Source organism: Rhizobium sp. AC27/96, assembly GCF_001692325.1.
In the GTDB taxonomy this organism is placed as follows: Bacteria; Pseudomonadota; Alphaproteobacteria; order Rhizobiales; family Rhizobiaceae; genus Rhizobium.
The window spans coordinates 20,438-34,175 of record NZ_LXKN01000035.1 but is presented as its reverse complement, the minus strand read 5'-3'; the positions used below and the strand labels follow the sequence as shown (position 1 = coordinate 34,175).

General features: G+C 58.5%; 12 protein-coding genes. 1 reads left to right on the top strand and 11 read right to left on the bottom strand.

Annotated features, from left to right (window positions below; translation table 11 throughout):
- Window positions 1-1,399: 1,399 nt before the first annotated feature.
- The 8 genes from A6U86_RS24455 to A6U86_RS24415 form a co-directional block, all read right to left on the bottom strand.
- Entirely contained in the window at window positions 1,400-1,720 is a 321-nt protein-coding gene (locus tag A6U86_RS24455) for a DUF736 family protein (protein ID WP_068396414.1), read from the bottom strand.
- A 42-nt stretch (window positions 1,721-1,762) separates the two neighbouring features.
- Window positions 1,763-2,611 carry a DUF932 domain-containing protein gene (locus tag A6U86_RS24450; protein ID WP_068396411.1) on the bottom strand — a complete coding sequence of 283 codons (849 nt, stop codon included), beginning with the start codon at window positions 2,609-2,611 and terminating at the stop codon, window positions 1,763-1,765.
- A gap of 1,162 nt (window positions 2,612-3,773) precedes the next feature.
- Entirely contained in the window at window positions 3,774-4,760 is a 987-nt protein-coding gene (gene add, locus A6U86_RS24440) for an adenosine deaminase (protein WP_068396406.1), read from the bottom strand.
- A gap of 54 nt (window positions 4,761-4,814) precedes the next feature.
- A complete protein-coding gene (locus tag A6U86_RS24435) occupies window positions 4,815-5,774 on the bottom strand; it encodes a nucleoside hydrolase (protein WP_068396405.1) in 960 nt (319 codons plus the stop codon).
- 82 nt (window positions 5,775-5,856) lie between these two features.
- The gene (locus A6U86_RS24430) at window positions 5,857-6,759 is read right to left on the bottom strand and encodes an ABC transporter permease (protein WP_068396404.1); all 903 of its coding nucleotides are present in this window, start codon (window positions 6,757-6,759) and stop codon (window positions 5,857-5,859) included.
- Complete coding sequence (locus A6U86_RS24425; RefSeq protein ID WP_068396403.1) at window positions 6,752-7,780, bottom strand: ABC transporter permease; 1,029 nt, start codon at window positions 7,778-7,780, stop codon at window positions 6,752-6,754. Before A6U86_RS24425 ends, A6U86_RS24430 begins: the two co-directional genes overlap by 8 nt.
- Entirely contained in the window at window positions 7,777-9,288 is a 1,512-nt protein-coding gene (locus tag A6U86_RS24420) for an ABC transporter ATP-binding protein (RefSeq protein ID WP_068396399.1), read from the bottom strand. Before A6U86_RS24420 ends, A6U86_RS24425 begins: the two co-directional genes overlap by 4 nt.
- Before the next feature lie 51 nt (window positions 9,289-9,339).
- Window positions 9,340-10,389, bottom strand: coding sequence for a BMP family ABC transporter substrate-binding protein (locus tag A6U86_RS24415; protein WP_083196986.1), 1,050 nt, complete (start codon window positions 10,387-10,389; stop codon window positions 9,340-9,342).
- A gap of 271 nt (window positions 10,390-10,660) precedes the next feature.
- Between A6U86_RS24415 and A6U86_RS24410 the strand changes: the two genes are divergently transcribed.
- Entirely contained in the window at window positions 10,661-11,326 is a 666-nt protein-coding gene (locus A6U86_RS24410) for a GntR family transcriptional regulator (protein ID WP_068396396.1), read from the top strand.
- Window positions 11,327-11,357: 31 nt separating this feature from the next.
- Here the strand turns inward: A6U86_RS24410 and A6U86_RS24405 are convergent, their stop codons facing one another.
- The 3 genes from A6U86_RS24405 to A6U86_RS24395 are packed head-to-tail and all read right to left on the bottom strand — an operon-like array spanning window position 11,358 to window position 13,707.
- Entirely contained in the window at window positions 11,358-11,726 is a 369-nt protein-coding gene (locus A6U86_RS24405; protein WP_068396393.1) for a nuclear transport factor 2 family protein, read from the bottom strand.
- 27 nt (window positions 11,727-11,753) lie between these two features.
- Window positions 11,754-12,575 (bottom strand): SDR family oxidoreductase, encoded by an 822-nt coding sequence (locus A6U86_RS24400; RefSeq protein ID WP_068396390.1) that lies wholly within the window; start codon window positions 12,573-12,575, stop codon window positions 11,754-11,756.
- 10 nt (window positions 12,576-12,585) lie between these two features.
- On the bottom strand, window positions 12,586-13,707 hold the full coding sequence (locus A6U86_RS24395) for a fumarylacetoacetate hydrolase family protein (protein ID WP_068396386.1): 1,122 nt from the start codon (window positions 13,705-13,707) through the stop codon (window positions 12,586-12,588).
- Between the last annotated feature and the right edge of the window lie 31 nt (window positions 13,708-13,738).

Sequence of the window (13,738 nt, the reverse complement as noted above, 5' to 3'; positions counted from 1 at the left end):
GAAGGGAAAGCCCCTTTCGGGCGAAGCCTCCCCGGTCTGTCCGGGGGAATGGCCTCTGACATTCCCCCGGACAGAGGGGGGAGGGCGAAAGCCCGCCCCACGGCGGCGGACGGGACTGTCAAGCGGCGTGGCGCGGAAGGTGGAGGATCTTCTCGGGTCCGCTTGCGGACTGGCGCGGAAGATCTGCCAGCTTCACGGGCCGCTTGACTGGCCTGGCCGGCGATGTCATGGGGCGGAAACAGCAATGGGGCCCGCAACGGGCCTCAGTTCCGGGTGCGCGAGCAGCCGCTGGACAAGCGATCGTTACCGGGATCGGCGGAGACGGGCGCAGGCCGGCTCCGTGCCCTCGGCATAGAGCGCGGCCGACCGGAATGGGTGGTGGCCCCAAAGCTGACCGATCTGATGGCCGCAATTTCGATCGCCTACAATCGCAACAACAGGAGGACGACCCGGAGCAGATCGTTGGACACAAGAGACTGGTATGCCGTGGCGGTTCCTGCGGATCTTGCTCGACCATAAGCTGGTCGTGATCAATCTTCGGGACTTAACGCAAGGACGCCGGACGTCTGTCGGTTTCACCGAAGACTGCCTCCGGTTTCTCGATCTGCGTTAGCGCTTGGCGCCGACTGGCGGTTCAGGGCGAAGCGCCCCCGCAAGCCAACTGAAGCTCAGTTCCGTGACGAAACCGCTGCGCTCGAGGGCCAGCCGTTCAGCAAACGCAACCCTCCGACCGCGCCGGCGCGACGTGCAACGAGCAACGAGCAACGAGCAGGCGCGGTCCTGAGATAATGAAGAGTATCGGAGAAATTAGCATAGCGTCGCCCGTTAGGGCGGGATTTCGGGAATTCTCGTCGCGCTGGAGCGGGAAAAAGGGCAGCCGCAGGAGGCTCAGCATAGCGACCCGAAGGGAGAGCCGGGACCGACTGTCCCCGCTCGCTGCGCTCCGCTTAGACCTGGGCCAGATGCTCGCATCGAGGGCCGCCGATCGGCACGGGCGGTGGCCCAACATGATTTCGAATAGGGTAACATCGAAGGGAAAACGACCGTTTCCCACGGTGCTCCGGAAAACCCTACGGCGCTATTGGGGAGCGCGAGCTTCCTCCGCTTGGCTATCGCTCGCCTCAGCACAAATGCACCGCATTTGTCGCGGGCTCGCTGCGGCTGGAAAACGGGCTTCTCCATCGGGGAAAATTCACTTCAGCAGACCATCTAGGATGGTTGCTATCAGCACCATTTCCTTCGGGCGGGCAGGGAAGCACGAGGGGAGGGGGCAGGGCTCCTCTCGTACCGCAGTGCGCCCGCTCGATGCGGGCGCCGGCGGTCAAAGGCGCTGTCGCCTCAATGGTGCTGCCCGAAGGGGAACGCCCCCCTCGGGCAGCGGGTATTGTCGATCGCGCGATCAATCCCACGGAATGACGGCCATCAGGTCCTCGTCGTCCTGACCGGGATAGCGGCCGAGATTGGCATTGAGCCTGCCGTGGCCCGTGCTGACCGCGAGGCTGAAATAATCGCCGCCATTCTGGTTCCTCTTCTTCCAGATACCACCGAGTTCGACACGCCGCCCGCGTGGGGACTTCGCGAAGATGCGGAAGACCGGAGCATCCTTGTTGGCGCTGCTGAACGGCTCGCCGGAGATGTCGATATCGTAGGCTATTGAGGCGATGTTGCCGCTGATGGTGCCGTCTTCGTTGAAGCGGATGAAGTTTGCAAGTTCTGTCATTTTCTGTCTCCTAGATTTGTCGTTTCTCGGGGGAAAGTCATCTCACGCCTTCAGCGCCGCCATTCTTTCGCCGAGGAGCCAAAGGGCCTTGTTGAGCTTGATGTCCTGATCGATCCCGTTGACGGCACGGGACTTCACTCGGCGCGGTCTGCCGAGATCATCACGACCGACGCCGCGCAATCCGCCCCTGATTGCGTTTTCCTGAACCACATTCCAGACGGTCCAGAGATCGTTGGCACGATCGTCATGGCGGCGGGGAGCAAGAAGCTGTTCCGCCTTGATCGGCGTGGTCGTCTCGCCTTCGTTGTCGCCGAAGCGAAGAACATGGGCTGCATCGGCAAGAATGCTCGCCTCTTCGTCGTTCATCCGCAGGGTCGACCAAACCTGCGGCGCAGCAAGGGTGCGTTCGGCCTCACCGAGGACACGATAGGTGCCTTCGATGACCTTATGCTGCACATCCCCGGAGTGGCGAACCTTGATGGCGTCGATGGTGCCGGTCTGTGTCACCAACGAATTGAGGCAACGCACGCGGAAAAGTCCGGCCATAAGCTCATAGGCGCTCGTCCCGTCATTGGCATTCTTGAGCAAGATTTCACAAACCGTGTCCCCGACATTGTAGACCTTGCCGTCATCGATGCGGCGCAGGCGGAGGAGATGCTTTGTAAAATCTGTTTTGCCTTCGGTACGGGTGTGCGACTGCTTGGCGCCGACAGGCACGAAGCCCTCGTTCGTGAGACCGCGCAACACCTCNATAGTCGGGATGGGTTTGAAACGCTCGGACCGACTCTCATGGCTGGTCACGGCGAAGATCGACGGTGCGAGGCGGCGCATTTCGCTTTCAGTCAGGGCGCGGCCGGTGTCGAAACGGGCGGTCTGGGTGTAGATGCTCATTGTCTGTCTCCTGGGTTTGCGTTTCCCGAAGGGAAAGCCCCTTTCGGGCGAAGCCTCCCCGGTCTTTCCGGGGGAATGGCCTCTGACATTCCCCCGGACAGAGGGGGGAGGGCGAAAGCCCGCCCCACGGCGACGGGCGGGACTGTCAAGCGGCGTGGCGCGGAAGGTGGGGGATCTTCTCGGGTCCGGCTTCAGCCGGACTGGCGCGGAAGATCTGCCAGCTTCACGGGCCGCTTGACCGGCCTGGCCGGCGATGTCATGGGGCGGAAACAGCAACGCGGCCCGCAACGGGCCTCAGTTCCGGGTGCGCGAGCAGCCGCTGGACAAGCGATCGTTACCGGGATCGGCGGAGACGGCCGAAGGCCGGCTCCGTGCCCTCGGCATAGAGCGCGGCCGACCGACACGGGCGGTGGCTCAGGGAGGTGACAATTTAGAAATTCTATGGAGGGCTATTGCGGGCCAGCCCGTTATGAGCGGTCCGGGCATCAGCCCCAAGTTTTCCGCTCAATCGGAAAGATTCAATTTCTGAAGTGCCTCGGCCATTGACTTCGCGTCCAACGCGACGAGCGCGCTTTGCAGGCAACTCTCGATATCCGCGACGGTCTTGCCTTCCAGCAAAGCGATTTCGGCAACGGTCCAGCCCCGAGAAATCCATCGGAGGCAGGTCTTTTCAAGCGGCGAAAGTATCCATTCCTTCATGACAAAAATCGCGTTCGGTTGCGCCGCGGTCGGCGGCAGGTGTGGTACGGGGCGCCAGCATCGAAGTCTCGGTGGAAGTCGAGATGGAGATGCCCCGAGAAAAAGTGGCTGCCGCCGGGACCTGTACGACGGCAGCCAAGGTGCCTCGGGAGGAGGCCGGGAATTCGATATCTTCTTCCGCATCAAGCATGTTATGATATAACATGTCGCATAAGCAGATTTATGGAACTGCGCTGCTCTGTTAACTTGACAGCTGAAACAGCTCTTTCATTTCATGAATTAAATTGCCTATACGTAGTTGGCGAACCTGACCGCAGCCAGCAACCGGTCTGGACGAGCCGAAAAGCTGAAGGTCTCAGTCTTACTGATGTGTATTACTTTGCGCGATCCAGGGGCGAAAAGAACCACTGTTTTAAAGCCGGCGGCCTTTCCGCTTGAACTAGAGGCCCAGGTAATCTCGCACTTAAGAAGGCAACTTGGAGAGCAAATCGCCGCGCTCCTCGTCGGTGACGAATCCAGCCATGATGGCATTGCGCGTCAATCCGACGAGACCAGCTTCGTCCAGCTCGAAGGCTTTCTCGGCAATTGCGTATTCACGTGCGATGTCGGTCCCGAAAAATGGTGGATCGTCCGAATTCAAAGTCAGCTTGACCCCGGCATCATAGAGGGCGCGAAACGGATGGCTTTCGAAATCTGGAAAGAAGTTGAGCGCCACGTTCGAACCCGGGCATGTTTCGAGGGTGACATCGTGTTCGATCAGATACGCGATCAAGTCCGGATCGGTGAATGCGCGGACACCGTGCCCGATCCGCTTGACACTAGGCACTGTGAGAGCTTCACGGACGCTCTCGGCACCGGCCGCTTCGCCAGCGTGGATAACGAGACCCAATCCGGCGTCGCGGGCAATTTCAAACGCCTTGCCGAATTGAGCTGGCGGAAACGGCGCCTCGTTTCCTGCAAGGTTCACAGCACGCACCAAGGGCCTTCGCAGTTTGGCAGCCCAGCGCGCGGTCTCCTCGCAATGCTCGACGCCATTGTGACGCAACATAACAATCTGGAGGGTGGTCAAAGGCCCTCCCCGATCGCGATTTTCAGCTATTGCCACCTCGATCGCATCGAGCGCCGCCTCCGGCGCCAATCCATTTTGCACTGGCAGTTCGGGCCAGAAAATCAGCTCCTGGTAAAGGACGTTCGCGTCCCTTGCCTTTTGCAAGTAGTCCATTGTGATCTCGTAGTAGTCCCGTTCGCTGCATATGCAATTGCCGACGATCTTGGCCAGATTGATAAAATCCGGAAAATCGACGTAGCGATAGTCGCCTTTATCGGTAAAGCAGGAGTCTGGAAGCACGATGCCGTTTCGGCTTGCAAGTTTCCGCGCTCGTTCAGGCGATACAGAGCATTCCAGATGAACATGTAGCTCGGCTTTTGGCACGGCGCTCTGGTCAATCATAAATATGATTCCTTTCCAGTCTAGTGTGATCTTGCCGGTTTGACGGAGCGGCAATTATGTTTTGGAGCAATTGGCGGACAGGATGGCTCGCATGAACTGATCATGATAGCGCGCCGTATCAGCCTTCAGGACGACGGAGACACCCGTTTCGCAGCCTTCCTGCGCTACATGGGATCGCAGCTTGCGCCGATCGACGACCAGCATACTGCGCGTAAACTCGCCGCCTGTTTCCACCGCCACAGGCAGGCGGTGCGACAATTGGATGAGGGAAGGATCGATCGCTATCGCGATCAGAAGTCCGCAGTGTCCTGCGCATTCCCTCACGCCAAGGATGGATTCGTAAAAGTCCAGATAGTAAGGAAGTATCTTCGTCAGATGCCGAACGCCGGGGTGGGCCACGTTCTTCATTGCCTGAACGTCGTCGTCGGTGATGCGCGCGTCCATTGTGACGTCCAACGGCAATATGACGAGCGGGAGATCGGACATGCAGACAATCCGGGCCGCCTCCGGATCCCCATCAAGATTGGCTTCGGCTACGGGGGTGGTGTTGCCGGAAACCGCGATCGCCCCTCCCATCCAGTAGATGGCACCGACGGATCTCATAAGCTCCGGATCGAGCTTGAAGGCGAGCGCGATATTCGTCAAACGCCCCATCGCCACTATGGTTAGCCCCGCGCCGTGGGCGCGGATCTGTTCGAGAATAAAATTGGCAGCATACCCGTCGCCGAGACGGTCGTGGAGATCCAGCCTCCCGAGAGGACCTCTGCCAAACTGTCCATGCACCCGCGGTGCTGGACCGCACCCCCCGACAAGCGGCTCGCGGGCGCCGGGAACGACGGGAACTTGCCTTCCCATCAGGTCGACGATCTCCAGCGCATGATAGGCGCAGTCGATCATATTGGCATTGCCGAAGACAGAGGTGACGCCGATGATTTCAACGTCAGGTAAGAGCATCGCGTGGACAAAGCCCATCGCATCGTCGAGGCCGGTGTCACTATCGATAAGGAATTTCATTTCAGCCTCCTGGGCTACCGCTCACGACAAAGCGCGGACGGACATTGATTGTTATGGCGGGACCGGGCTGCGCGGACCGTTTTCAGGCGGCCTCCGGTTTCTTGCGAACGGCGGAAGACAACACGAGCACGCAGAGCGTGATGACATAAGGCAGGATATCGGTGAGTTGATTGGGGACTCCAAAACTCTGAAGCCGCAGGCCCATCGCATCAGTCAAGCCGAAGAGAAGGCAGGCCAGAGCCGCTCCCAACGGGCGCGCCCGAGATAGCATAACGGCAACGAGCGCAATCCAGCCGCGTCCCGCTGACATGTCTTCCGAGAACATCGTCACTGTCCCAAGCGATAGTTGTGCACCGGCCAGGCCGACCAAGGCTCCGCTGATCGTGACAGTCAGGAAGCGGAGACGATCGACGTTGATCCCCAGCGACGCGGCAGCATCCGGGTTTTCGCCGGTTCCACGAAGCCGCAATCCCATCGGGGTGAAGTACAATAGCGTGAACACGCCAAAAGCCAGCAGCCACGACAGATATGTCAGGAGGGTATGGTAGTTGAAGGCAGCGCCGTATGGACCCAACTCGGCCAGAAGCGGAAGTGCGAGGCGCCGCAAGGGCGGGATCGTTGTGTCGGCGAATGTGCCGCTCACGCCGAAAAATATCCGCAGCAGATAGGCGGTAAGACCTGAAGCAAGCAGATTCATGCCGATACAGACGACGACCGGATTGGCACGCAGCACGGTTGTGCCGGCGGCCAGGATGACTGAAAAGGCCATAGTTGCGATCATCGCGGCCAGAAGACCCGCTAGGTCGCTTCCTGTCGAAAAGGCAACCGCGACCCCGGCAAAAGCACCCACCAACATCTGGCCCTCGAGCGCCATGTTGAACACGCCGACCCGGGAGCAGAGTAGGCCGGCAAGCGCTGCCAAAAGCAAAGGCGTCGTCGCTTGTAGTGCCGCAAAGATGAGATATGGCGAAAAGACGTCAGTCATGACGACCCTCCTGCTTGTGGAAGCCCACGGTAAGGATGAGAACGATGACGGCCTGGAGCATCGTCGTGAAGACACGAGGTACGGAGGTAGACCGCTGCATCGCGAAGCCTCCCGTTTGCAGCACCGCAAAGAAAGCGCCAGCCAGAATGCTCACCACCGGTTCGCCTCGGCCGATAAGCGCGGCCATCAGTCCTGACCAGGTATAACCGGGACTGATCAGCGCTCCGTCGATGAAGCGGTAGAAACTCCCGAGGGTCATTATCGATCCGACCAGACCGGCCATCGCGCCGGCGGCAAACATCAGCTTGAGCGTTTGCGCTTTCGTGTCGATCCCGGCATAGGCCGCAAAATCCCGGTTGTTTCCACTGACCTGGGTCTCGAAGCCAGCAACACTGCGACGATCGATAAATACAACAAGGATGCACACGGCGAGGATCACGATCGCGCCTGTGTTGACCGAACCTCCGATCAACGGGAGACGGGCATCGATCGGCACTTGCACCGTCTGCGGGTTTCCTGATCCCTTGTCGTTGAAGGGAAAGCTCACCAGATAGGACGCCACACCGATCGCACAGTAGCTCAGGAGCAGACTCGAGATGATCAGTGGAATCTTGAACCTAGTTTCGCCATATCCGGCGATCACTGCGAAAACTCCCGCGCTCGCAGCTCCAGCGATCATCGCGACCAAAGTCAGGATTGGCCCCGGGAGGGGGATGTATATTGCGACGAGGGCGGATGTCAGTGCTCCGACCACCAGCTGCCCGTCGCCCCCTAGGTTTATGATGCCAGCGCGTAGGGGAATAGCCGCAACGAGCGTCATCCCGACGAGTGGAACGGCCCAGTTTATAGAATCCTGGATCGATTGCGGACCAACGCTGCCTACGATGAGCGACGTCAGTGCGCCCATGACGTCGGCGCCCGAGACAGCCAGGACCGAAACCGCCACGATGAAGCCAATCAGAAGCTTCGCACCGCCTAGAATATATGCGCTCGGAAGCGCTCTGTATGTCTTTGTATTCATATCGCAGCCTTCCCGCCCGCCATGAAATAGCCGATCTCCTGTTCGCTCGCTGTCTGGGCAGCAAGTTCGGCAATGATGCGCCCCTCGTACATGACGAGGATCCGGTCACAGAGCGCAAGAAGTTCGGAAAGTTCGGACGATACGAGAAGGATCGCTCGTCCTGCCATTCGCTCTTGCAGCAGCACTTGATGGATAAATTCAATTGCACCGACGTCGACGCCCCGCGTGGGCTGTTCGATGATGAGAACATCGGCTTCGTGAGCCAGTTCACGCGCTACGATGAGCTTTTGCAGATTACCGCCGGATAGGGTCCCGACCTTCGTGTCGGCAGAATAAATAGCTACACCGAAACGCTTTATCAGGGTCTCGGCATAGGCGCGCATTGCGCTCTTATCGATGAGGCCACGCTTCGACATCGGTGCGCGGCGATGCTTGCCCAGCGCCAAGTTGACAAAGGCTGGCATGGAGGATGCCGAGCCGACTGCGTGGCGATCTTCCGGAACGAAGGACAATCCGCGCTGGCGAAGCTGTCGCGCGGTCAGCTTAAGCGTCGAGACACCCGAGACCTTAATGTCGCCGGAATCTATCCGGCCACGACCGGTGATTGCGGCGATCAGTTCGTTCTGGCCATTGCCCGCAACGCCTGCAATGCCAACGATCTCGCCGGCGCGAACGTCGAACGTCACGCGCGTCAGAAGGGGTTTTCCAACGTCGGTGCGAACGAGGTCGACGACTTCGAGAAGTGCCGCCCCCGCCTCCCTATCCTGCCGCGGCAGGTTTGCATTTACCGTACGTCCCGTCATCGCTTCGACGATCCGTTCTGAGGTCGTCTCACGCGTTGACATGACATCGACAACCTGGCCCTTGCGCATGATGGTCACCCTGTCAGAGACCGCCATGATTTCGTTGAGTTTGTGGGTCACGAAGAGGAGGGTCTTACCCTTGTCTGCGAGATCACGCATGATTTTGAGAAGCCCATCGCGCTCTCCCGGCGACAGGACCGCCGTCGGCTCATCGAGGATAATGACGTCGGCCTCGCGGTAGAGCGCCTTGAGGATCTCGACGCGCTGCTGCAGTCCGATGGGCAGATCCGCGACGATCGCGTCCGGATCGATCTGGAGCGAATGGGCGGCAGCAAGTTCCCGGATACGAGCGCGCGCCGCTGTCTTATCGATAATGCCGACGCGCGCGGGCTCGTTCCCAAAGATGATATTCTGCCAGACCGTCATGGACGGAAACAGCTTGAACGCTTGATGAACCATGCCGATCCCGGCAGCAATCGCATCAAGTGGTGAGGAAAACGCGACCGGCCGGCCGTGCAGCTTTATGATACCGGCAGTCGGAACGAGCACGCCAAAAAGCATCGCCATCAATGTCGATTTGCCGGCCCCGTTTTCGCCCATGACGGCATGGATCTCGCCAGACCTCACGCTGAGGTTGACGCCGTGATTGGCGACGAGCGCGCCGAAGCGCTTTTCGACACCGATTGCTTCAAGTACATATTCCATAGGTAGCCCGATCGTTTGACGTGCAGGGTGGAGATGCAGATCTTTTCGATCTCAGGGGTTCATAGGGTCTTTGATCGGGACCTTGCCGTCGATGACATCCTGACGCAGCGCTTTTACCTTCTCCAGGACCTCGGTGTTCTTCGACGCGACGCACTTGTTGACGTCCGCTGCACTTTCCAGCGACGTCAACGTGACAACGCCTTCTTTCAATCCGAGACTGATGGTGCCGGGCAGCTTCTTCTCGATCGCCATGTCGAGACCAATCTTGATGAGACGGTCCATGCGCTTCTCGACGTTGTCGATGACGGCCGTCGGCGCGAGAGGGCAATTGTTGGTGTCGGCACCCACAACAAATTTCCCGGGCATGGATCGAGCTGCGCTCACGACACCGCCGCCGGAAGCGCCGGCGGCCACAAGGATCGTGTCGACACCGTCAAAATAGAGCGCGCTCGCCATTTGCGACGCGCGAGCAGGGTCCGAAAAAGGATTGCTGCCACCGATCCACTGCTGCGGCTTTAAGCTGGCCGAGGGATCGGCATATTTGACACCGTCAAGGAAACCGTCGGTATAGCGGTGGAGCAACGGAATATCGATGCCGCCGATCGTGGCAAATGTTCCACTTGACTTCAGCCACGCCGCCTCAGCACCGGACAAGAACGCCATTTCTTGTTCTCGCACGAAGAGGCAGTGAACATTCGGTCCTGGCTTCTGCGGGCAGTAGTCGATGGCGAGGAAAGTCGTGTTTGGGTGTGCTTCCGCGATCGGATCGAGCAGATCGGCAAATTCGAAACCAACCGATAGCACGTAGTCAGCGCCGTCCCTGGCTGCGGCGGCCAGATCACGCTTTCGCGTGATGGGGTCAAGGCTTTCAAATAGCTTTGCGGTACCGCCGTGTTCCTTCGCGACGGCCTCCGAGCCGGCCGCCGCCAGCTTGAGATAGTCGTTAACGCCAATCTGGTTTGGCGAAACGAGGACGATCCTCGGCGCTTGCTGCGCTTCGGTATGGTGAGCGGCTCCCAGTGCAATGAGCGCGATTGCCGCGGTCTTCAGTCGGTGCATCGAAACGTTCCCTTTATCGATATTTGATTTTTCGGTCCGCATTCAGGGCCCCCCGCAATGCGTGAGGCCCTGATCATCATGCGGAGATTTTCGCGGTCACACCAAATTCCGCTTGGAATTTTGATAGCCAATCTGTAAATATTGATAGCCAAAATATAGTTGGTGTCAAGCGGTGAACGAAGAACCGGATAAGAATGTGCGACGATTTCAAAAAAGTTGTGGGATCAAAGCGAGGCGCATGGATTGGTCGATCCATCAGCGAGAGATATATGCAACCTGAAACGGTCGTACTGGCATCGAAAGGACTTCAAAGATGAGTGGCCGTTCCCATCAGGTAGCGAAGATCATTCGAGATGCGATCGTTGCCCGTCGCCTCGTTCCAGGCGACAAGCTGCCCGAACGGGAAATCGTTGAGGCGATAGGCGTCAGCCGCGTGGTCGCGCGTCAAGCCTTGATCAGATTGTCCGAGGAAGGCCTCGTCGCTTGGCATGAAAATCGTGGCGCCTCAGTCGCTCGCCCCGATCTCGGCGAAATCATCGCTTTGTTCGATGCATTGACGACAATCGAACAAGGTGCGCTCGACAAACTGCATGGCGCAATCGGCAGCGAGCTTTGGCATCGGCTACGCCGCCATGCCACCGCCGAAATCGGCATGTCCTGCGATCTCGGCCACGATCCGGAACCCGGTATCACTGCCAATTTCCACATCATGCTGGTCAACGCAGTTCGCAATCGGTTCATCATCGACTTCCACGAAAATCTCGTGCGACGTGCGACCGTGTTCAGTTCGATCTTTCGACTGGAGTCGAGCTCGAGCCCTCTATCACACGATCATGCAAAGATCCTCGATGCCATCGAAGAAGGAGATCTCCCAAGGGCGAAGGATCTCCTTGAAAAGCACTATACCGCAGTACTGCGCAGCTACAGCGAAGAGGTGGAGCGTTCGACAGCGCTTTCCATTCGGGAAGCGCTGTCGTGACCCGCTGACGAAATACATTCCGCGCTTTGCTTCAGCCCATCAGGAGTGCGGGGTCAAAATAGCATCGCACTTCTTCGAATTTTCCGTCGCGGACCTTGATAACGTTGATCCCGAAAAGATCATAGCTTTTGCCCTGAGCGTCGGTAAGCACTGCCTTCCATTCGATCGCAGCTCGATCACCTGACGACAGATCATTCGTAACCGTAACATCGAGGCCGACGAAGCGACGGAAAGATTCCTCATAGAATGTCTTGATCTCGTCATGGCCCGCCAGACGTTTGCCGGGAGGTATGAAGACTGCGTCAGTATGATAGTGAGAAAGGATCGCAGGAATGTCGTGAGCGCATTCAGCTCGCCAATATGACTCGGCAACCTGGCGGGGGGTATCGGTATCAGCCATTATCTCCTCCTCGAGACGTCAACAGGTTTATCTTCCATCAGCAGCGCCTACGACGACGTTCGTGTCGCCGTGCCCCTCGGGTCCCATCGACAGGTAGCCACCGTCCACCGCGAGGTCTGTTCCAGTGATGAACGAGGCGTCGTCGCTCAGCAGAAACAGAATGGGCTTGGCGACTTCATCGACTTCGCCGCATCGCCTCAACATGTGATACTGACCCCAAACCGGCGCCCATTTGTCTTTTCCGCCGGCGCTTTCGGCTGCATTCAGCACCTCATCGGACCAGATCCATCCAGGACTGACGCTGTTAATCCGAATGCCGTCGCACGCAAGGTCTAGAGCGGCGCACTTCGTCAACTGGTTCACCGCACCTTTCGACATGTTGTAGGTCCATCGGTTGCTTTGGGCGATATGACCGGAAATGCTGCCGACATTGACGACGGCGCCGCCACCCGATTTGCGCATGACCGGCGCAACCGCCTGGATCATTCGAGCGAACCCGACCGGACCTACGAAGTATGACCGATTCCAGTCCTCGGTCCTCGCATCGAGAGCTCGGGCAATAAAGGCGAAGGCGTTGTTGACCAAGAAGTCAATACGACCGAAGTGGTTGAAGGTTTGCGTTGCTAGCCGGCTGCAGAAGGCTTCCTCGCCCATATCTCCCTGAACGAAAAGGACCCGCTTCCCCGACGGGTCAAGTTGCAAAGCGATTTCCTTACCCGTTGCATTCAGATCGCTGAAGGCAACCGAACCGCCTTCTTGAAGGAACCGACCGACAACTGCTCTGCCAATACCTCCAGCTCCGCCTGTGACGATGGCGACTTTGCCCTCAAAGCGAAGTTGTTGCGTCATGATGCTCCTCCTAGATCAGATCCCGACCGGCAAGGTTGCGCATGAGTGCCGCGGTGCCGAATTCCCACGGTGCGCAAGCGTCGGTCGACTGCATCTGGTTCTCCAGCGCACCGAGCGCGTCGTTCGAAATAATTACGCGATCACCGGGCTTGTGCGTGAAACCCTGCCCCGGCTCTCCCCTGTCCATGGTCGGGGCAAAGAGCGTGCCGAGAAAAAGCACCAGACCGTCCGGATATTGGTGATGTCTTCCGATCGCCTGACTGACAAGATCAAGTGGGTCGCGGCTGATTTCGCTCATCGACGAGCTCCCGGTCAAGACAAAGCCATCCACGCCTTCAACCCTCAGGTCGAGCTTGGCGGATCGCACATCTTCAATCGAATAGTTTTCATCGAATAAGCGGATAAAGGGACCGATCGCGCAGGATGCATTATTGTCCTTAGCCTTGCCGAGCAGAAGGGCGGATCGTCCCTCTATGTCACGTAGATTGACATCGTTACCGAGTGCCGCACCTTTGACGCGACCAAGACTGTCGATTGCGAGCACGATTTCAGGCTCTGGATTACTCCAGAGCGATGCCGGATGAAGACCACACTGCGACATGTGCCCGACGGAAGACATCGGCTGCGCCTTAGTGAAGACCTCGGCGTCAGGTCCGATACCGACCTCCAGATACTGCGACCACAGTCCTTCCTTGATCAACGCTGCCTTTACCCGCGCGGCATCCGCCGATCCTGCCTTTAGATCGTGCAATGAGGTGCCGACGATGGCAACAATGTCTTGCCGAATTCGCGACGCAAGGTTCGGATCACCACCGGCTCGTTCTTCGATCACCCTTTCGATCATTGACCGTGCAAAGGTAACGCCGCAGGCTTTGACGGCCTGCAGATCGACTGGAGCAAGAAGTCTATAGCCATTACCCTTTTCTCGTGTGGCTGCCTCGATCTCGTCCAGCGGTCCGAGAAGTGTCCGCTTAGCAGTCTTCGCATAGGCGGCGGGATCGTCTAGCTCCAACAAATCCCGCATCGTCGGGCATTGTCTCGACGTAATGTCATAGACAAGGCCGGAATGCACATACACAACTGCCGGCCCAACGCCGGGAATTCCTACGCGACCAACGAAGGTACCGTTCATGTGACTATCCCTCACCCACGAACATCCTGGA